Below are 21,479 nucleotides of genomic sequence, written 5' to 3'. Positions count from 1 at the left end.
GACCAAATACAGATAGCTCACTAGCGAACCAAATCGTAACCAACAAAAAAGCCATCGACTCTATAATCGATGGCTTTTGCGTTTTGACTGTTTATCTGTTTGTTTAGCTATTTTAACTATCTATTTAGCTATTAAACTTTGTATCTAGATTTTCAGCTATTTACGCAGTGCGTTCAGCTTCGCTTGGGCGATACCAAAGATAGTATCAATTGGATAGCTACCCTCATCACTTGCTTCACCAGCGGCTTTGCCTGTGAACAATTCAATCGCTTCTGTTACATGGTCAATCGCCCAGATATTAAACTCGCCCTTTTCAACCGCTTTCACGATATCGCTACGCAGCATCAGGTTGTGAACATTTGAACGTGGGATGATCACCCCTTGTTCGTTTGAACGCCCTTTGATTTCACACACATCAAAGAAACCTTCAATTTTCTCGTTCACTCCACCAATTGGCTGAGACTCACCAAACTGGTTCATCGAGCCTGTAATCGCGATGTCTTGACGGTTTGGCTGCTTAGAAAACGCTGACACCACCGCACAGAACTCGGCCATACTCGCACTGTCACCATCGACGCCACCATACGATTGTTCGAAGGTGATGTTAGTGGTGAGCGGTACTTTCGCTGTCTTACCAAACACAGAAGAAAGGTAAGCCGACAAGATCATCACACCTTTCGAGTGAATACTGCCACCTAGGTCAACGTTTCTTTCAATATCAATAACTTCACCATCACCATAAGCGGTGGTAGCCGTGATTCGGTTTGGCGCACCAAACATATGATCGGTTGTGCTGAGTACAGACAGCGCATTCACTTGCCCAACCGCTTCACCGTCCACATGAATCAGCGTTGTACCGTTGGTGAAGGTTTCCATTACGCTGTCTTGCAATCGTCCAACACGCATCTGTTGGTTAGATAACGCTTGGTCAACGTGTGTTGCACGAATCAGGTTCGATTTTGAGCCTCTCGCCACATAGTTTGACTCACGAAGCAGATTAGCAATGTGTGCCGAGTGCAGAGACAATTTACCTTGGTCACCCGCCTGACGAGAACTGTGCTCGATGATGCGAGCAATCGCTTTGCGGTCACAATGCAACATGTTGTTGTCGTGCACAATACTTGAAATAAAGCGCGCGTAATGCATTTCAGAATCCGCGGTGCGCTTCATCTCATCTTCAAAGTCGGCTGTCACACGGAACAGTTCACCAAACTCCGCATCGTAATGTTGCAGCAGCTGGTAAGTTCGGTAGTCGCCAAACAGGATGATCTTAACGTCCAATGGAATCGGTTCAGGATCAAGCGATACCGCCCCCGTTAGGGTCACCTCTTTTTCTAATGAAGTGAAACTCAATTGACGTGAACGCAGCGCTCGTTTCAAGCCTTCCCAAACGTACGGCTGCTCAAGTACCTTCACCGCATCCATCAGCAATACGCCACCGTTGGCTCTGTGTAAGCTACCTGCGCGAATCAATGAGAAGTCAGTAAAGACAGTGCCCTTGAACGTTGCCGTTTCTACATAGCCAAACAGAGAGTGATAATTTGGATTCTCTTCCACCACGATCGGCAGAGTCTCCTCCTTTTGGCTCACAATCACGTTAACTTTGTAGCGACGCGGCATTTTCTTATCCAAAGAAGCGGTTGCAACTTCGGCTTGCTCAGTGCTCTCTTCTAAGAAGATATCAGCGTTGTCGACAATGTCTTTACGCAGTGCCGTTAGGTACTTTTTGATGTCTGGATATTGGCTGTAATCCTTCTTCAATTGCTTGATGAAGTGAGTGATCACATCTCGCGCCGTATCATCATTCAGCTTTTGAATTTTCTCAGTGTACGTCTCTTCAAGTTCCGTCAGTTCACGAGAAATGGTTCGTAGGCCGACTTCCAATCCATCAATAGTTTTATCAAATTGATCTTGTTCTTCCGGCGAAAGCAGATCGAAGCTCTCTTCGGTATGAAGATCATCACCATTCATGGCCACAAACTGGTAATCACCCTGAGTGGTGATCGTCAGGTTAATGCCCTTGTCTTTGGCTTCTTGGCTAATGCTTTCTAACGCGGCTTGTTGCTTAGCTGCCAGTTGATTCTTAAGCCTGTCAGCACGGCTAAAGTACATCTCGTTATCAAACGCTAGAGGCATACCTTTCAGCAGTTTACGCATCAATTTTTCAATATCTTGCTTTAAGCTGCTGCCAACGCCACGCGGCAATTTCAGTACCTTAGGTGTACGAATATCTTCAAAGTTCGCGATATAACACCAATCAAAAAGCTCCTGCACTTCTTGAGGGTGACGGTTCAGATAGCGCAAGATCATGGTGCGTTTACCCAGACCATTTCGCCCTATCGCATAAATGTTGTAACCCTTTTCCTTGATTGACATCGCGAACTCAACGGCTTTTTGTGCCCGTTCCTGCCCGACGATTTCGTCAATTGGAGCCAGTTCTTTGGTCGACTTACATGGTAGCTTGTCTAAATCCGCCACCTGATACAGCTGTTCTGTATTGAGTCTTTGCATCGCCATCGCCGCCTCCTTAGTCCTTCATTACTTGGGTGTAGATAAAATCAGTGTAGATGTAATTTCCTACAAATTTAGTGACTTACGCTACACAGCTGTTCAACTGAACAAATAACACACAATTTAAGCCATTTTTGGGAATAGCTCGTCATTTAATTCACCAACTTAACGTGTGAATGATTTTAATTTGCAATTGATAATAAATATCATTAACATTTTCAGATATTATAAATTGAGGATGTGGATATGGAAATTGAACGATGCTGGATGCACTACCTAAAAGCTGAACAGTTAATGGAACAAGGTCACTGGCCTGAAGCACAGCGCCTGTATGGTGATGTTCTAACCTCACTTCCTCATCACATCCAAGATGCAGCATACCAAAGCGATATTAAGCCTTGCCAATTTGCCTGCCTGCTTGCCGGGTTGAGAGACGCAAGTGTCGCTCAATCAGAGATACTCAACCGATTAGGTCAGCATCAACAAGCCTTCGATACCTTGAATCAATCTTACGCTCTGATGCAATTTATCTCTCTGGAGAACACTGAGCTGATTCAACGTACCTTTGGGTTATTGGAAAAGCAGAGCGAAGATTTGCTCAATCACCTGATCGCTTTTTGTAGCGCTCAGCGCAGTTCGCATTGGATGCTCGAACTAGAACAAATTCAACGTGCTCATCACCATTTTGGGCAACTTAAAACAACGTCAGAAGTTCAATCTTCACCTAATGTCTTAAATTGATAAGGATATATCATGTCGGACCGGGCCATACTTAAAGTCAATAACCTCTCCGTTAGCTTCACAACCAATGATGGAATCATTGATGCGGTCAAAAAGGTTAACTTTACCCTTAACTCAAGCGAAACCTTGGCCATTGTTGGTGAATCAGGTTCAGGTAAATCCGTCTCTTCCAACGCGCTTATGCGTTTGCTTCCTGATAACGCGATTATTGATCAGCAATCAAACATCGAGTTTGAGGGGCAATCGATTCTTGGCAAGACTGAGCGAGAGATGCAGTCAATTCGTGGCGATAGAATCGGCATGATCTTTCAGGAGCCGATGACCTCTCTCAATCCTTACCTTCGTGTTGGCATTCAAGTGGCAGAAGCCATTATGTGTCACCGTAATGTATCGAAATCAAAAGCAAAACAGCGCGTACTAGAGCTCTTCAATCTGGTTCATTTACCAATGCCAGAACAGGCTTACACCAAGTACCCGCATGAATTTTCGGGTGGTCAGTTACAGCGCATCATGATCGCAATGGCACTGATCAATGAACCGGATATTCTAATTGCCGATGAACCCACCACCGCATTGGATGTGACTGTTCAGGCGGAAGTACTTTCTCTTATCAAAGAGATTCAAGGCAAAATGGGTATGGCGATTTTGTTCATCACCCATGACCTAGGCGTCGTGAAACACTTTGCCGACCGTGTACTCGTCATGTGTAAAGGGGAATTGGTTGAAGAAGGGCAAACGCAAGAGCTGTTCGATAACCCTAAGCACGACTACACGCGCATGCTGATTAACTCGATTCCGAAAGGCGCTAAGGTTCCTGTTGAAGCGACAGCCCCAGAGTTATTGTGCGCTGACGACATCAGAGTTCAGTTCTTGGTCAAATCACACTTTATCAAGAGTAAAAGCCAGTACTTCGAAGCCGTAAAAGGCATTTCGTTGAATCTTAAGCAAGGCGAAACGCTAGGCATTGTTGGTGAATCTGGATCAGGTAAATCGACCCTTGGACGTGCATTAATCGGCTTGCTGCCAAGCAGCGGACGCATCGTTTACAAAGGCCAAGACGTCAGCTTATTGAACGACAAAGAACGTCACAAGCTTAAGAAAGATGTTCAGATGGTGTTCCAAGACCCTTATGGTTCTTTATCACCACGGATGACGGTTGGGGAGATCATCACCGAAGGCTTAACGGTGCATCAACCTCATCTATCCAAGAAAGAGAGATTAGAAAGAGCTCGCAAAGCGTTGATTGAGGTTCGTTTAGAGCCAAACTCAATTAACCGCTATCCGCATGAGTTCTCTGGAGGACAAAGACAACGTATCGCGATTGCTCGCGCGCTGATTCTTGAACCTTCTTTTATTTTGCTGGACGAACCAACTTCGGCACTCGATCGCTCAGTACAACTGACCGTGATTGACCTACTCAAAGACATTCAAGCCAAGCACAATATCGGCTTCCTGTTCATCAGCCACGACCTTTCGGTAGTAAAAGCACTGTCGGATCGCGTACTGGTGATGCAGAAGGGCGAAGTGATGGAAGAAGGGTCTGCAGAAGAGATTTTCAATACGCCGAAAAACGACTACACCAAGAAACTGATCGCAGCCTCATTCGACTTAGAAAATAAATCGAAAAAAAATGCCGCATAAAGGGAACTAATCAATATTAACAGCGTCTTAAAAGTACATTCTGAATAATCTCCTAATGGATTGAACTCTAGAATGGATATAGCAAGACTGGTTTGGCCGCCAAAAGAAAAATGTCGCATGGATGCGACATTTTTCGTTTCTGGCGTATATGAAAAGCCAACTCAGTGATTCGTGCCGATGATTATGAAGGTTTGCTAAAATTGACGGACTATAAACAGGGTTAGCTGGTAATCAAGTCATAGTCGCAGAGCGGCTTCGTTCATCTCGTTTTTGGACTGAAATGAGTTTCGGAGAACCAAGTATTAGCAAATCACGAATTAGCACAAATATGGAAAGCCACTAAGCTCACTGTCCAGTATTGTTTTCACACAAATCTGACATTGATGGATGCCATAAGCTATCGATATAAACATCAATATATTGTATTATTATATCCGTATTTATACTTATTAGGATTTTCTATGTTGATTCACGAATTTTCGAATAAGGACGTTACCGCTGAGCATGTAATTTTAGCTCAAGCAATACTAGCAGGGACTGCTCAAGGTGATAAAAGTAAAGCACAGCGCTTTATGATTTTTGTAAATGAGATTCCCGATGCGCCGACTGTGCAAAGCCTGATTCCATGCTTTAGTCAACTTATGAAGCGCTTTAAAGCCAGCTGACATTCAGAATACGTTACACAGGGATGTGTAATTAAGATCACCAATTCCCCCCCTAACCACTACCTACTTTTAAACACGGTTCTGGACAGAACCTTGTTACGAAAGGAACAACACTAATCTCATTGACATAAGAATATGCATGGAAACCCCTATCTTATTGGCCAGTTTGATGAACCACTACACTTTTAAATGGATACTCTTCTTTATTCACAATAAACGGACGTTGCTTTGTATTGGTGATATCCGCATTGCATAAAACTGGGTCTGGTGTCACTTCATAGGTGACTGACTCAGAGTCTGTAGCTGCGAGCTTTCTTAGTGCATCAATCGACATTTTTACTCCGGAATTAAATTCAAATCTTATTATCTCGTCAGTACAATAAGAGAAGGTAGACACATCCCATTAAGTGCCAAACTGACTATAATAGGTATTTTAGCACCTACTTCCATGGTTATTATTTCTAAATAATCAATTATAAATTGACTGTATCACTCTATTTCAATGGAATGGAAGACGCCATACTTCACCAAAACCAGCTACGCTTATGCTGGGCGTCATATCGAAGTCAATTTTCCATTACGGAGTAAAATCATGCACTTAAACTTAACATCAGTACTTTTGGGACTGTCCTTATTCTTTATTCATGCAAGTCAGGCTGCCTCTCTGTCCCCTCAATGGGAGCTATCAGGTTTTTCCGGGCCAGAATCAGTGTATGTGTCTCCCGAGCACCAGTGGGTCTATGTCACAAATATTAATGGAGAACAAAACGGCTTTATCAGCAAGCTATCCAAAGATGGACAACTAAACCAACTAAAGTGGGTTGATGGATTAGGAATGCCAACCGGTATGGGAATGTTTCAAAACAACCTTTATGTTGCAGATGGCAAAAAAGTACACATTATTGATGTAGCAACAGGACACATTCTCCAGAGTATCGAAGCAAAAGATGCCGTTATGCTTAACGACCTGACCATTAGTCATTCAGGGCAGGTATTTGTAGGGGATATAGCATCAGGAAAAATCTACACCCTCGTTGAAGGCGAGCTTGTTGTATGGCTGGAAAACGAGAACCTACCACATCCTAACGGATTACTGGTTCAGGGAAATACACTGATTGTCGCTAACATGGCAAGCAAACTGGCTCAACAATTTGAACCAGACGAGTTCGGCTCGGTTTACAAAATTGACCTCGCGAGTAAGTCTGTAACATTAATGAATACCAGTTACCGCCTTGGTGGCTTAGATGGCGTAACTGAGCATAATGGCTCACTCATTGTCAGCCATTTCCCTGCGGGTGAAATCTATCAAATTACAGATAAAGAGCGCACTCTTTTAGGTACAGTAGATATTAGTGCTGCGGATATCAGTGTTGATGATAGTACTGATACCCTATTTATCCCGTTTTTATTTAAAGGCAAAGTAGCTTCTTATAAGATCACTAATAACTAAGCGGATAAAAGACATGAACAGAAGGGATGTATTAAAAGTCACGGCTGCTACGGCTCTGGGTGCGGCAGCGACATTAAGCAGCAATTCGGTATTGGCTCAGTCTGGCGCAGAAGATACAAGCACAAAATTTAAGAATATTATTGTTACCAGAGATAAGGGCATCCTTATATTACGCATCAATAAGCTTCCTCGAAATGAAGTGTCACAAGCAACCTTGAATGAACTTAATATCGGTATTGATATTGCTGCAAAGGACAAGTCAATTGGTGCCATTGTCGTAACAGGAACAGAGAATGTTTTTTCAGCAGGTGCCGGATCTGATGCCTTGCAGGAACAGACAGCAGGAATGCCAACCCATGCATCACTTGCTCATCAGGTCTTCAACAGAATAGAAAGTTTTCCAAAGCCTATCATAGCTGCGATTAATGGGTATAGCGGAGGTGGAGGTAATGAGTTGGCATTAGCTTGTGATATACGTATTGCAGGAAAAAGCGCCAAGTTCAGCCAACCAGAGCTTCAGGTAGGGCTTATCCCAGGCTTTGGTGGTATGCAAAGACTACGTCGTTATATCGGGCTCGGAAAGGCCATGGATATGATGATCACCGGTCGTGTGATAGAGGCAGATGAAGCACTCTCATTGGGGTTAGTAACATCGGTTGTTGCTGATACGCAGGTATTGGAAACCGCTGTATTGATGGGTAAAAAGCTAATTGAAGATGTAAATGCACCTGCTTTAGCAATCTTTAAAGAGCGTATGGCGGCATCTTATAGTGAGCCTTTCGCCACGGCATTGAAAAATGATCAGCTTGCATTTGATCGTGTAGTGGTGACAGAAGAAGCACACGAGGCACTGCAACGTTTTATTGCTAAACAAAAAGGTTAAATGGCTTTTTAACCTAATGATTAATGCATTAGAATCAAGACACTGATGCATTTTGCTTTTTGAAAGTTGACGGAAATCATATGGATATTGCTACTCGCCTTGACCTATTTCTTGACATTGTCTATCAGGGATCCTTTGCTAAAGCTGCTGAACTAAGGCATATGGACAGAGCAGTGGTGACTAAACAGTTTAAGATACTGGAAGATACGCTGGGCGTTAGGTTGCTCAATCGAACCACACGCTCACTATCTTTGACAGATGCGGGACGAGAAATCTTAAAGCAAGCCAACGTTATCCGAAATGAGATAAATAAAACTCAGCGTTTGGCGGAATCCTTCCACACCGAACCACGGGGGCTATTGCGGATAACCAGTTACGTCTCGTTTGGAAATCTGTATCTCCAGAAAGCCATTAACCTCTTTATGAAAAAGTATCCGGATACCTATATCCAGCTATCACTAGACGATAGACTGGCAGATATAGTTGGAGAAAAATTCGATATTGCCTTTAGGCTGGAGTCTCCTAAAGATTCAACAAACATCGCTAAAAAACTTGCTTCAACGAAACTGGTTATTCTTGCCTCACCGGATTTTATTGAGGAGCACGGTAACCCGAAAACGCTTAAAGAGCTTGTTGCTTTACCTGCGATTACCTACTCAAATGGACCTTTTACATTTGATAAGTTGGAAATGGCGGCTTCCGGCCAAAGCAAAGCAGAAAAGTACAGTATCAATGGACGTTTCAAAGCGAACAGCGTTGATTCTCTCATCAGCGCCACTCAGGCTGGACTTGGCTACTCTGTCGCAGATTTATCTGTACTTAAGTCCAATATCAAAGATCTAGGGCTTATTCCTATACTACAAAACTACCGATTTCCCAGCGATTTTGGGGCTCTATATGCCGTTTATCCACACAGAAATCAGACACCGTTAGTTAAAAAATTTATCGAAACCGTGCAAGAAGTCATTGGCACACCGCCAGTTTGGGAAAACTATCTAGAGAACTATTCTTCTATGTACATCTAATGACGCTTACATTGGCCATTTCATTTGAAGGTTCGCAGAAATGCATACCTATTCACTCCCAAAGTAATGGTGTAGACACCTATTTTGCTCAAAAGTGAGAGTTTTTCTGTCACGCTCTTTCTGCGTGTAACCATAAGCAAAAGTACGGTAATTTCAGTGGCACCATCTGCCACTAAGTAATCGTGCTAAAGCAGAAAGGGGCAGAAGTGTTTTAGCTTACCTGCCCCAGATTGAACAGTGTGAAGGCACAAATATCAGCTATGAGGATTGCTTTACTCAGCGGCATTCCGGCCATGGTTCGCATTGACATCAATACGAACCATCACGGGCGAACCACCTTGAGGCTTTTCTTGAAATTAACGATACAAAGACTTGGTTGACTCTCTGACGATTAAGTCAATCGGTGGCAGTCGAGCTTCATGTCGCTCGCCAGATAACAAGTTCAAGATCGACTGAGCACACACCTCGCCAATCTCTTCAATTGGCTGCCTTAATGTTGTTAACGCGGGTGTGAAATACTTCGACGTTGGCAAGTCATCAAACCCAATAACTGACACATCTTCTGGCACTTTATAACCGTGATCGTGTAGCGCCTTAATCGCCCCGTAAGCGGTTTGGTCATTGGCTGCAAATAGAGCGGAAAAATGAACTTTCGACTCGATTAATTCAACGGTCTTCTCATAGCCAATTTCACTACTGAAGTCACCTTGTTTGACGAGTTTTGGCATCACTTTAATCCCCGCCTCTTGAAGGGCTTTCTTATAGCCTTCAAAGCGATTTCCTGCATCAGGCTGGCTTGATAACCCCTTGATGTGAGCAATATTCACATGTCCTTGTTGCAGTAAATGTAGGGTTGCCATATAGCCACCCAACACGTTGTCGATATTGATGGAGCGAACATTATTCTCAACAAAATCGTAACCAACCATCACGATAGGGATGTCTTGTGCATACTTAGCAATCTCTTCCTGAGTAATGCTTCCTGTCACGATGATCATTCCATCCACGTTACTTTTCGCCAGATACTCCAACGCGTGCATTTCTAGCTTTTTCTGCCAATGCCCTGTTGCGATCACTAATGAATAGCCTTGAGCGATCAGCGTTTTTTCCATGTCGTTGAGGATACGACTGGTGTAGGGGCTATCAGGGTGTTGCACCAAGACACCAATAGTGAGCGAGCGTCGGTTGGTGTTTTCTTGCATTTGGAAGTTAGGTTTGTAGCCCGTGTCTTTAATGGCTTGCTCAATGTTTTGGCTTTTATCATCCGACACATAAGTGGTTCGATTAAGGAAGCGAGACACGGTACTGGGAGAAACACCAGCCAGTCTTGCCACATCGTATACTGTTGTTTTTTTTGTTTTAGTGCGCATCTCGATACCCTAATCAAGTGACATTCGGGGAGCTTTAAGCTCCCCATCAGTTTCAACCTGCATACCACTGCTTTAGCTGAAAATCGTGTCATTAAGTTAATACAAGTAGGCGAAGATCATCCCCGGTCTAAAGTAGCGACCAGCCGTGTATTTCAAGCCAGTACTCAGTAACCATTTGTGCAAGCCAGCCAGCTTTTCTAGCGGGATTTCACCGCTCAACATTTTAACAAAATTATCAGTATCTTTCGTCAATGTTGGGTTGACACGACCGTCAGACAGCACACAGTTTTGATATTTAAGTACACTTAGCCAGTTTTTCGCATCATTTTGCGACAATTTAAATGCTTCTATAAGATCGTTCTCATTGACAGACACAGAGCAATTGAAGCCCTCTGGCGCTGCAAATGGAATTTTCGAATAGTCATACAGCGCGGTATACACGGTATCCATCAATGTTTCTGCTTGCTGTGATTTGCCCGCTAAACTCAACGCTGTTGCGACACTAAATTGCACACCAATCCACACATCTTGTGCCTGAAAAGCCTCATGTGGTGAACCGTCTGCCAATGTCATATTCGCAACACCCAGCTTAGGGCTGTTGATCTCAAAGTTATGTTTATAAACATAGTCCAATGCGCGTTGAATACGCTCTTGCGGGAAAATGCCCTCTAAGCCAATCAGCTTGAGATAGCTGTCTGCAAGCAGTGCATCACCAAAGCTGTTGTCTGAATCTGGTACTAGTTCTAGATATTCTTGAGTAAAGGCTTGAGGCGCGGTCTCACTCAGCAAGCGTTTCTTAGAGACTCTTTGAGATACCTTATTGATGTTAATGGAGGTATCCGTCTCATTGAGATAGGCATTGAGCGTATTCTTGTCAGCAATCGTATCACCCGTCAAAGTCAGGCCTAAGGTTTCCAGGTTTTGGTAGCCTTCGCCCGTTAGATGCTTGGCTTGAACTGGCGTCACGAAGAAATGGTAGTAGCCCTCTTTGTCATCCCACAAGCTTTGCTCAACTGTTGCTAATGCCTTTTTCGAACGTGTTAGGTAATCCGAACCCAGATCGTTTTCGCCCATCAATTGTGCAAGTTCACTCGCGGCTTGAAGGCCAGCAACCCAAAGGCTCGCGCAGTAAATTGAAATACCATGAGAAGCCAGGTTATCAAAGGTATCGTCTGTGCCTCGGGTGAGCGGTAAATCATCTCCTTCAGCAATCAAGTTCGATAAGAAGTCGATGCTCTCAGTGACAGCCTGCCAGCACTCTTCAACCACAGAGATATCTTGTGTCTTTTGATAGTGGCGGTACACCATAAGAATGTATTTCGGCGCCAAGTCCTTCCATTCCTTAACATTGTGCCAGCTATACGCATCAGGCTGAATGTCGAACGGGCTGCCCAAATCATGGATTACCGCGCCTCGAATGGCACGTACGCCTTGGTATTTGTCATCAATCAATTCGGCATTAGGCGTCGCTTCGTATTCCCAGTAGCGGCGCTGAGTGAAATCTTCGGCCAAAATGGCTTTCGAGAACTCTTTCATCACGCATCCATCAAGCTCAGGCAGCAGATAAAGCAGCGAGAACGAACCGTAGAAGTACACATCCAAAGAATTAAAGAATGGGTAATCGACACACTCTTTCACCAAGAACTTATCTTCTTTATCCCATACCGTTGATTCGGCTAGGAAAGACAATGAATTCATCGCCATCGTCGCATAGCGCAGTGCCGATTCAGGCTGTAATATTTTGCGTTGAGCTTGCTCTAAGAAGGCCGTTTGTTGCGCGACGATCTGTTGCTCAATGGTTTCGAGTTTTGGCAACATGTCTTCTAACATCGGCAGAGCCGGTTGCGTTTGCGGGTAGAATTGCGTGTAAGCCTTGTCTGAATGCCAGCCATTAAGCATGACTTTGCTGTGAGCCATCACTTGAGCAAAACGCAGATCAACAGACTCACCCGCTTCCAATTCAACCTGAACCACAACCAATGCGCTCAACGCTTCACGCCCTGTGTAAATTCCTGTTTGGAATTCAGCGTTGGTACGGCCTGTTTTCAGTGCGAACTCTGTTTGTTCCGCTGTCTTAGAGCTATAAAGCGTTGGCTTGACAGAAATCGAAACCTTGCCAGATTCTGTCAGTTGATTATCCGCTTGAACACCAAACACCACTTCACCTTCAATATCGCTTTGATAAGGCGATTGGCTGGTCAGTTGAACGCCAGTAAAGCTGCGACTTTCACCCTTTAAGTTAACCGTTTGATGCTGCTGAGCAATTGGGTTTTGAGACAAGGTACACGCCGAATCTTGAATGCCATCACGACCTTTTTGATAGGTTGAGCCAATCAAGTTTTGTAGCGGCTGAGCAAGCGTAATCACACGTGTTTGCGATGAATCATTGGTTAATTCAAAGTGATTCCAGTGCATCGGCAAAGAACACAGTCGTTTGTCCTCTTTAACGATCGGAGAGACTACCTTACGCTTTATTTTAATATCATCGAAACTACTATATTTATATTCAGCCAGTGGATACAAAGCTTGATATTCTATATCTTCACCATTAACACTACCTGTATCATTATTTTCACCCGCAGTAAGTGATAATAATCTCGTTGTATCATTAATTAATAAACCATTAAAGAAATCCAAGGCGACATATAATTGACAAATAATCGACGATGAATCTTCTTCAATCAATAATTGAGTCTTATTTGAAAATTCAACGTTCCATTTTGTAAAGTTAGCTTTATTTTCTTGGTAGAAACGACCATTTTTTAATGCTGATTGGATGAGACTAATCGCATTCGACATTTCTCTACTTTCAATCTTTTTTCCATCGAACAAAGCCGGATAAAAGTTCAGGTGAACGCTTAGCTCTTGTTCATTAAGAACTTGCAGCGTGTCGATAGTTGGCACATTCATCACTGACGCATAAAAATCATTAAAATTAACAACTTGCTCTGAACAATCGACAAATATTCCCGGAATAAAGCTGAAGTTAGGCGTGTTACCGTTTGGTGTGAGTGTAAATGTGTTACCAATTCCGCCGACTGCCATACCGGTATTTTCTGGTGTAGTCGAAATTGGCGTGTACCAAGGTTGAATAAATTCAACTGCATCACCTTTTTTACACAAGTGTTCTGAATTTCCTGAGTAGCTCGTATATGGAATTTTATTATTCATTTTAAAACCGCCATTGAATATTTTTTTCTTCTTGTTAATATCTTTTAAAAATGGAGACATCAACATGTTTAAAATTATAAATGAAAAATTTGGAAATATTGACTCTGTCACATTAATAAACCACCAACATGGTATAGAACTTCAAATAATCAATGGATTTGGTGCTGTTATTAATAAATATATCGTAAATAACAGTCCATTCTCTTTTATTTGTGGTTATCAGAATTATGATGAACTGATCAACCAACATCCGTTCTTTTCCCGCAGTGCTAAATTATTCCCTTTTCCAAACCGTTTAAACTTAGGTCGTTACAGTTTCGATAACCAAAACCATCAACTCCCAGCTAACTTTCCTTGGTCTGATCACGCCGTACACGGCCTGCTCTACAACCAACCTTTTTCAATCACAAACAACGTAGCCACTGAAGAATCCGCCAGTGTGACGTTGCAGTATCAAACGTCGTCATTGCACCCTGCTTTCCCGTTTGCGTTCAACCTTGAAGTGACCTTCACTATCGACATCACGGGTAGACTCTCTTCCTCAACGACCGTCTCTAATCTGGGTGATTCAGCCTTCCCATTCGGTGATGCTTGGCACCCTTACTTTTCACTCGGCACTGAGCTAGCACAATGTGAACTCGCTATGTCGCCTTGCTCTGAGGTCATACACGAAAACGACTTACCCAATGGTGAAAAACACGCTTTTGACCGCTTGTCTTTGGACGATTCACTGACCAATCAAAGCTTAAATCACTGCTTTGAATTTGATTCCAAGACAACCAACCAACTTGCGTTTACGCGCTCAGATTCGTCTGCCGCAATTCGCTACCAACAAGATGAAAGCTACCCATTCGTTCAGCTTTACACGCCAACTAGCGAGCAAAGTATTGCAATAGAACCAATGACTTGCCCAGCTGATGCGTTCAATAACCAGATCGGCTTATTGACACTTAGCCCGAACCAATCTCAGACCTTTACTTGGCAATGCCAAGCCACCTATCAGCCAACATAAAGAAAGCAAAGTAAAGCAACTGCTGTATGCGAAATCAGCCCCCAGAGAACGCATTGCTAACGAAACAACTGCAACGAAAGAACCAAACTAGAAAACCAAACGAAAGAAGCAATAAAGGGCGCATAAAGCGCCCTTCTCTTTGTTAACCTAAAACCACTTCTATCGAGTGCTCACCCGATGTAAATACCGGTGCTTTATTACCTGAAATCAGGTCACCATTTATCTTCATTTCAACCACACCCTTACACACGTTATTCGGGTTAGTGACATGAATATGATAAGTCGCACCACGGAACTGACGACGTACTTTGAACTCAGGCCACTCAGCCGGAATACATGGGTCCACCAGCAAGCCATCCACTTCAGGGCGAACACCCAGAATCCATTGCGTACCCGCAACGTATGTCCAAGATGAAGTACCTGAAAGCCATGCATTTCGGCCTAAACCAAACTGCTTATGTTCATCACCCAAAATGTTTTGTGGGTAGCAGTATGGTTCAGATTCAAAGGTATCAATGTCGTCGTTCTTAGAAGCAGGATTAATCTGACGGTAGTACTCGTAAGCACGTTCGCCGTTACCCATTTTCGCTTCTGCGATCATCACCCATGGGTTTGAATGCAAGAAGATACCGCCGTTCTCTTTCGCACCTGGTGGGTAAGTTGAAACACCGCCTAGCTGAGGATCAAAGCCGTTGTAACCCGGTGTTGAAAGCTTGATGCCATTGGTAGTGTTTAGTTTGTTGTAAACCGAGTCTAGCGCCTGAGTCGCACGTTCTTGAGTCGCGAAACCAGAGATCACAGGCCAGCTTTGACCGTTGGTGTAGATCTGCCCTTGCTCATTTTTATGAGAACCGATCGGCAAGCCCTGCTCATCAAAGTAACGAACAAACCATTCGCCATCCCAGCCGCATTCATTGACTGTGCTCTGCATCTGTTGGTACTGGTCTTTAAACTTAGCCGTCAGTTGCGCTTCACCACGCAGCTCACACAAGTCCAACATGTCGAGCAGTGCTTTGCCGTACATGTTCGCCACCATCATCGATTCTGCACCCGTTGGCAGGTTCACCGTGTCATTCCAGTCAGCGAAACCTAACAGCGGTAGGCCGTGCTCACCAGTATTGGTATAAGTAAATTCAATCGCGCGGCACAGGTGGTTCCAAACCGTTCCCGTTTCAACTGGATTGCCCGCTTTGTCTTTTTGATAGAACGGGATCTCTTTATTCAAGAAGTCTGCATTGCCCGTTTCTTTTACATATTGCGTCACCGCGTAGATGATCCACAGGTGATCATCACCGTAGTAATCAGGGCGATCTTCCTCTTCACGAGAGTCACCCGCGTTCGCTTCCATGGTTGATGGGAAGAACTGGTGCATCGCAGAACCGTTGGTGTTTTGCACAGATAACAGACGCTCAATGAACTCACGCGCTTCTTCTGGCATGTGAGTAATTACGCCTAACGTATCTTGCGAAGAATCACGGAAACCAATGCCACGTGCGCCATAGCCAAGCTGGTACAGAGACAGGTAACGAGACCAGTTTTTGGTGGTGTGACACTGACGTGGGTTATGTACATTAAGCATTGAGTTCATTGCAGGATCTGGCGTTTCAACCTGAACTGCTTGTAGGTAACCATCCCAATGTTCAGCCAGTTCAGCGAAAGCTGAATCAACCACTTGATGGTCACGATATTTAGCCAGCAGAGGCAATGCTGCTTCTAGGCTCTGTTCTTGCGCGATTTGTACAATCGTACGTTCTGTATGCTCTGGAGATAACCAACCTAGGCGCAGGTTAAGTGCACCAATGTTGTCGCCACGTAAACACTCGGTGTTGCCTAATTCATCATTGTTTAGTGCTTCTGGCGCTGCCCATGTACCGTAGCCCAAATTACCTAGGAACGATTGGCGATCACCATCAAAAGACGTCGCAGGGCGATCCGCTGTCATCAGGTTCACCGCGTAGTCACGCTTCATGAAGGCATACTGCTCAAGCACGGTATGACCCGACTCTTGCTGGTGTGCTTTTAGCGTCATGGTTTGTGGAACCCAGTCCGCATTGAGTAGCTGTTTAAGCGCATCGAAGTGTGTAAATTCGTACACAGGCACCACATCAACGTGCAGTGCTTTGTCTGAAATGTTGGTGACTTTGATGTCTTGTAGCAGTACTTGGTCAGCTTTTGGTACAAAGAACGTCGCTTCACAACGCACACCAAAGGCTTCTGCAATAATAGTTGTGTATGATAAACCGGTGTGGTTTTCAAACTTATCCAACGGCTTCAAGGTTGGGGTGTAGAAAGGCGAGAAAGTTTCTACATTGCCCGCTTCATCACGTACTTTTAGATAAAGGGTCGAACCTTTAAAGTCTGAGTTTGGCAGTTGTGCAATGTACTTAGTGATACGGTTGAGTGCAGGATCGCCCTTACACAACAATACGCCCCCGTTGCTATCTACAATGCCACCGAAATCTAATGTGCCCACATAGTTACACCATTTGATCGGTGTACACGGTGTGGTTGCTACGTATTCTTTGTTTTTATCGTCAAAATATCCGAATTTCATCATCACTATCCCTAGCCCCTCCCAAATCAGGAGGAGCCAAAACAATTTGTCGTAAGTTGGTTGGAGTCAGCTCAATGGCTGATTTAAATTGACTGGCTAGCTCGCTAGCGAGTTCTCACTCAGTGCGTCAAACAGGTGGAAAGCATCCAAATCCAAGTAAAGAGTCAGCTCTTTCACATCTACCTCAGCAGCTTGGGTTTCAACCATCAACGGCTGACCGCCAATTTCTGTTTTCAGAAGAATGCTCGCGCCGAGTAGTTCCTTGTCTTTGATTTTCACAGGGAATGGCAGTACGCGATCGTGGTCGACTTGCTCAGCACGTAGGTGGATATCTGTTGGACGAACACCAAAGTGAAGCGCTAGGTTTTTAGAGGCCAAAGACTTAAAGCGATCTGGCAGTGGGATATGAACATCGCCAAGTTCAACGAAGTACTCGCCTTCTTTTTCAATCAGCTTCGCTTCCAACATGTTCATTGATGGATTACCAATGAATTGCGCGACAAATTTGTTAGCAGGGCGTTGGAAAACCTCGGTTGGTGTACCCACTTGAGCCACATAACCGTCTTTCAGGATCACGATGCGATCCGCCAATGTCATCGCTTCGATCTGATCGTGAGTTACGTAGATCGTGGTGGTTTTAAGCTCACGATGTAGGTGTTTGATCTCTTCACGCATCACACCACGCAGTTTTGCGTCTAGGTTAGATAACGGCTCATCAAACAAGAACACTTTAGGTGTACGAACCATCGCACGGCCCATTGCTACACGCTGACGCTGACCACCAGAAAGCTCTTTTGGCTTACGGCTCAGTAGCGGGTCAAGCTCTAGCATTTTCGCCGCTTTTAAAACTTCTACGTCGATTTCTGCTTTCGGCATGCCTTTCAGTTTCAGGGCAAACGCGATGTTCTCGTAAACGGTCATGTGTGGGTACAGAGCGTAGCTTTGGAATACCATCGCCAAGTCACGGTCTTTCGCATCGACTTTATTCATCAACTTACCGCCAACCACAATGTCGCCAGAGCTTATGCTTTCAAGGCCAGCAAGCATACGTAGCGTAGTCGATTTACCACAGCCAGATGGGCCAAGAAAAACCACGAACTCACCGTCTTCAACCGTAAAATCAAACTCTTTTACAACTTCAACATCACCGAATGATTTTTTGATGTTCTTAAATTCTACTTTAGCCATTATCTGTTCTCCTCAGCGCGCTCTAGAAGCATATTTCGGTACGCAATTGCGCTCTGTTTCAATGTTCTTTCTTGGGTGGTGTAATCAACGTGGACGATGCCAAAACGCTGGCAGTAGCCGAATGCCCACTCAAAGTTATCCATCAGGCTCCAAGCGAAGTAACCATCGACTTTCACGCCAGCTTCAACTGCGTTGTGAACCGCTTCGATGTGGCCTTGGAAATAACGAACTCGTTGGTCGTCCATCACTTGTCCGTTAATACGCTCGTCGTTACCTGCAGCACCGTTCTCTGTGATGTAGATAGGTGGCATGTTTTCGTAGCGAGCATCCAGTCTGACCAATAAATCGGTTAGACCTTGTGGGTTAATTTCCCAGCCGATGTAAGTGTGTTCTGCGTCAGTCTGTTTTACTGATTCAATGTCGCCATTCTCATTGAAGCGAGCGACATTACGTGTGTAATAGTTGATACCGATGTAATCAACCGGTGCGCTGATGATGTCTAAATCACCTTCAAGGATCATCGGCATGTTCATCGCTTGGCGCTCAACAACTAACTGCGGGTACTCGCCTTTCAATACTGGGTCGATGAACCAGTGGTAGTTCTCGGCTTCGCAGTAATCTGCCGCACCTTGATCTTGTGGCGTGAGCGGGTAAGCCGGCGTCGCGTTGAATACCACACCATGCTTAGCGTGAGGTGCATTGTTACGAAGGATCGGCATTGCCAAACCGTGAGCCAACATTAGGTGGTGAGATGCTAAGTAGCCCTCTTTCTCACCCTTGATACCTGGCGCATGTTCGCCCCAACGGTAGCCTAGGAATGCAGAAACAAACGGTTCATTGAGCGTGGTGTAAACGTCGATGGTATCGCCAAAGTACTTGCTCACCACTTCTGCATATTCAGCGAATTTGTAAGATGTTTCTCGGTTTAACCAACCGCCCTTGTCTTCAAGGTATTGTGGAAGATCCCAGTGATACAAAGTCACATACACCTTCATACCTCGAGCATGACACTCATCGATGATCTGACCGTAAAACTCAAGGCCTTGCTGATTCACCACACCGTCTTGCGGCAGGATGCGTGGCCAAGCAATGGACAGGCGGTAAGCATCAACGCCTAAGCCTTGAATCATTTCGATATCTTGTTTCCATAGGTGGTAGTGATCACACGCCACATCACCATTATCACCGTTATCGACCTTGCCCGGCTTCTTACAGAAAGTGTCCCAGATAGACGGTGTACGACCGCCCTCTTCAACGCCGCCTTCAATTTGGTATGAAGATGTCGCGACACCGAATACAAATTCCTTACTGCGTAACTTTGAATCACTTGGAAGTTGAAATTTATTCATTGTTATAACCCTTAAACCTAACCTTTAACTGCGCCGGACGTTAAACCACTGATCATCTGTTTCGATGCGAACAGGTATGTAATCACGAGTGGTAAAATAGAAATTGTGGTACCTAGCATTACCGCGCCCCATGGCGTATTCGGAATGCCTTGAACACTTCGTAGTGCTTGTGTGATGACGTAATTGTCAGGGTTGTTTAGCACCACGAGAGGCTGCATAAACATGTTCCAGAAGAAGACGAACTGAACAATCGCAAGCGTTGCTAATGCTGGTTTCATCAGTGGCAGTACCACGCTCCAGTACGTTCTGAACTCGCCTGCACCATCCAGTTTCGCCGCTTCTAATAGCTCTTTAGGAATCGATGCAATCACGTGCTGACGCATCAAAAAGATACCAAATGGTGTGGTGGTGAACGGTAGCCATACCGCCATATGGTTATCCAGCAAGCCTAAGAATTTCACGATCATGAAGTAAGGGATCAAGCTAAGCACAGGCGGAATCGCCATCGAGCCAACCAGCATGCCGAACAACACGTTCTTGCCGCGAAACTTAAACACAGCAAATGCGTAACCACCCATGCTACAGAACAGCAGCGAGATGGTGGTGCCTAGGAAAGCCACGTAAATCGAGTTAAACATCGCTTTCCAAAACGGCATGATTTCAAGCAGTTTTGCATAGTTCACCATTAGGCTATCGCCAATCGCAAAGCTGATGCCTGAACCGAAGATCTCCGAACGGTCACGTGTTGAAAGCAGTGCTGACCACACAAACGGGAACACCGTAATGATTGCGGAAACAATCAGTAATATGCCGAGCATCACCATCAAGATCTTAGTCATGATGTACATGGTGCGTTCGCTTGGCATTAGGCCACTTAGTGGTGAAGTATTTGTCTTAATTGATGTCGACATCTTAATGTTCCCCTAAGCCTTTCTTACCGAAGAATAAAAATTGAACCAAGGTACACGTTGCGATGAGTGCAAACAGAAGCCATGAAATCGCTGAGGCCGTGCCCATTTCTAGCCATTCCCAACCCACTTTGTAGAGGTACATAGAGATAGTTAAACCAGATTGGCCTGTACCACCTGTGCCACGCGTTAGTACGAACGGTTCTTCAAACATTTGCAGGTTACCGATGATGGTCATCGTAATTGCAAAGAAGATAAATGGACGAATCATTGGTAGTGAGATGTTCCAGAAGCGGCGGAAGGCATTGGCACCATCCATACGAGCAGCTTCTAAAATGTCTTTAGGAATCGTCATTAAACCCGTGGTGTAAAGGACGATGTTAAAACCGGTGTATTTCCAGAAAACCATGATCGCGATAGACGGCTTCACCATAGTGGCATCGTCTAACCAGCGGATGGGTTGAAAATCATTAACCCAAGCAAATGCCCAACCAAACAGCGTGCTATCAGCCAGAGCCATCAGCGTTTGGTTAATAATTCCTGAGTTAGGAGAGTACATGTTGAAGAAAATCAGTGACGCTGCGACCGTTGATGTGATGAACGGTAGAAAGTACGCCGATGTTAGCCAGTGACGCATACGGTCACCCATCGAAACCAACATGTAAGCCACTGGAATAGCAACTAAATGCTGAGCCACACCTGACGTGATTGCTAGCCACAATGTGTTCTTTAATGAGCGCCATAACCATGGGTCAGTTAAAGCAATGTGATAGTTCTCAAAACCCACAAACTCCATCGCATCCATGCCCTTCACAGGGTTCCATTCATGGAACGAAAGATAAACAGAGAACAACAGCGGGAAGATCCCAAATACAGAAAAAATGATCAGAAACGGTAGAAGAAATCCATACGGTGTAAGCGCTTTCAAATTCAGACGAGAAAAAAAGCTTTGCTCCGAAGGTTCTATCGTTGTGCTCGCTGTATGATTCATAGTAACGACCTCTTAAAAAA

Annotated in this window: 16 protein-coding genes; 7 read left to right on the top strand and 9 right to left on the bottom strand. The window is 44.6% G+C overall.

The genetic code is table 11. From position 1 onward, the window contains the following. Nucleotides 1–156: 156 nt before the first annotated feature. Entirely contained in the window at nucleotides 157–2,517 is a 2,361-nt protein-coding gene (locus MSG35_RS04515; protein ID WP_248383030.1) for an ATP-binding protein, read from the bottom strand. 240 nt (nucleotides 2,518–2,757) lie between these two features. Here MSG35_RS04515 and MSG35_RS04510 point away from each other — a divergent pair, with 240 nt between their 5' ends. From MSG35_RS04510 to MSG35_RS04500, 3 genes are all read left to right on the top strand, one after another. Continuing rightward, entirely contained in the window at nucleotides 2,758–3,252 is a 495-nt protein-coding gene (locus MSG35_RS04510) for a hypothetical protein (RefSeq protein ID WP_029235272.1), read from the top strand. A gap of 12 nt (nucleotides 3,253–3,264) precedes the next feature. After that, a complete protein-coding gene (locus MSG35_RS04505) occupies nucleotides 3,265–4,893 on the top strand; it encodes an ABC transporter ATP-binding protein (protein ID WP_248383029.1) in 1,629 nt (542 codons plus the stop codon). 461 nt (nucleotides 4,894–5,354) lie between these two features. Further along, nucleotides 5,355–5,558, top strand: coding sequence for a hypothetical protein (locus MSG35_RS04500; protein ID WP_052880474.1), 204 nt, complete (start codon nucleotides 5,355–5,357; stop codon nucleotides 5,556–5,558). A 154-nt stretch (nucleotides 5,559–5,712) separates the two neighbouring features. On the opposite strand, the gene MSG35_RS04495 is transcribed toward MSG35_RS04500, so the two are convergent. Continuing rightward, nucleotides 5,713–5,892 carry a hypothetical protein gene (locus tag MSG35_RS04495; protein ID WP_248383028.1) on the bottom strand — a complete coding sequence of 60 codons (180 nt, stop codon included), beginning with the start codon at nucleotides 5,890–5,892 and terminating at the stop codon, nucleotides 5,713–5,715. Nucleotides 5,893–6,150: 258 nt separating this feature from the next. On the opposite strand from MSG35_RS04495, the gene MSG35_RS04490 reads away from it, so the two are divergent. From MSG35_RS04490 to MSG35_RS04480, 3 genes are all read left to right on the top strand, one after another. Then, a complete protein-coding gene (locus MSG35_RS04490) occupies nucleotides 6,151–7,008 on the top strand; it encodes a hypothetical protein (RefSeq protein WP_248383027.1) in 858 nt (285 codons plus the stop codon). 13 nt (nucleotides 7,009–7,021) lie between these two features. Then, entirely contained in the window at nucleotides 7,022–7,891 is an 870-nt protein-coding gene (locus MSG35_RS04485; RefSeq protein ID WP_248383025.1) for an enoyl-CoA hydratase-related protein, read from the top strand. An 80-nt stretch (nucleotides 7,892–7,971) separates the two neighbouring features. Continuing rightward, a complete protein-coding gene (locus tag MSG35_RS04480) occupies nucleotides 7,972–8,916 on the top strand; it encodes a LysR family transcriptional regulator (protein WP_248383024.1) in 945 nt (314 codons plus the stop codon). A gap of 356 nt (nucleotides 8,917–9,272) precedes the next feature. On the opposite strand, the gene MSG35_RS04475 is transcribed toward MSG35_RS04480, so the two are convergent. Together MSG35_RS04475 and MSG35_RS04470 are read right to left on the bottom strand one after the other, a co-directional pair. After that, on the bottom strand, nucleotides 9,273–10,286 hold the full coding sequence (locus MSG35_RS04475) for a substrate-binding domain-containing protein (protein ID WP_248383022.1): 1,014 nt from the start codon (nucleotides 10,284–10,286) through the stop codon (nucleotides 9,273–9,275). Nucleotides 10,287–10,382: 96 nt separating this feature from the next. Then, on the bottom strand, nucleotides 10,383–13,457 hold the full coding sequence (locus tag MSG35_RS04470) for a GH116 family glycosyl hydrolase (protein WP_248383021.1): 3,075 nt from the start codon (nucleotides 13,455–13,457) through the stop codon (nucleotides 10,383–10,385). A 64-nt stretch (nucleotides 13,458–13,521) separates the two neighbouring features. On the opposite strand from MSG35_RS04470, the gene MSG35_RS04465 reads away from it, so the two are divergent. Beyond that, entirely contained in the window at nucleotides 13,522–14,469 is a 948-nt protein-coding gene (locus tag MSG35_RS04465; RefSeq protein WP_248336392.1) for an aldose 1-epimerase, read from the top strand. Between the two features lie 142 nt (nucleotides 14,470–14,611). Here the strand turns inward: MSG35_RS04465 and MSG35_RS04460 are convergent, their stop codons facing one another. The 5 genes from MSG35_RS04460 to MSG35_RS04440 form a co-directional block, all read right to left on the bottom strand. Further along, nucleotides 14,612–17,026, bottom strand: a complete 2,415-nt coding sequence (locus MSG35_RS04460; protein WP_248336391.1) for a glycosyl transferase — start codon at nucleotides 17,024–17,026, stop codon at nucleotides 14,612–14,614. A gap of 93 nt (nucleotides 17,027–17,119) precedes the next feature. Beyond that, nucleotides 17,120–18,211 (bottom strand): sn-glycerol-3-phosphate ABC transporter ATP-binding protein UgpC, encoded by a 1,092-nt coding sequence (gene ugpC, locus MSG35_RS04455; RefSeq protein WP_048611927.1) that lies wholly within the window; start codon nucleotides 18,209–18,211, stop codon nucleotides 17,120–17,122. Next, nucleotides 18,211–19,560, bottom strand: a complete 1,350-nt coding sequence (locus tag MSG35_RS04450) for a GH1 family beta-glucosidase (protein WP_048611929.1) — start codon at nucleotides 19,558–19,560, stop codon at nucleotides 18,211–18,213. Before MSG35_RS04450 ends, ugpC begins: the two co-directional genes overlap by 1 nt. Before the next feature lie 17 nt (nucleotides 19,561–19,577). Next, nucleotides 19,578–20,426, bottom strand: a complete 849-nt coding sequence (locus MSG35_RS04445; RefSeq protein ID WP_017061568.1) for a carbohydrate ABC transporter permease — start codon at nucleotides 20,424–20,426, stop codon at nucleotides 19,578–19,580. 46 nt (nucleotides 20,427–20,472) lie between these two features. Beyond that, the gene (locus tag MSG35_RS04440) at nucleotides 20,473–21,459 is read right to left on the bottom strand and encodes a sugar ABC transporter permease (protein ID WP_048614012.1); all 987 of its coding nucleotides are present in this window, start codon (nucleotides 21,457–21,459) and stop codon (nucleotides 20,473–20,475) included. Nucleotides 21,460–21,479: the final 20 nt, after the last annotated feature.

The organism is Vibrio sp. 1CM23M (assembly GCF_023161755.1).
Taxonomy (GTDB): Bacteria; Pseudomonadota; Gammaproteobacteria; order Enterobacterales; family Vibrionaceae; genus Vibrio; species Vibrio coralliirubri.
The sequence above is the reverse complement of the archived record's forward strand: the minus strand, read 5'-3'. Positions and strand labels throughout refer to the sequence as shown.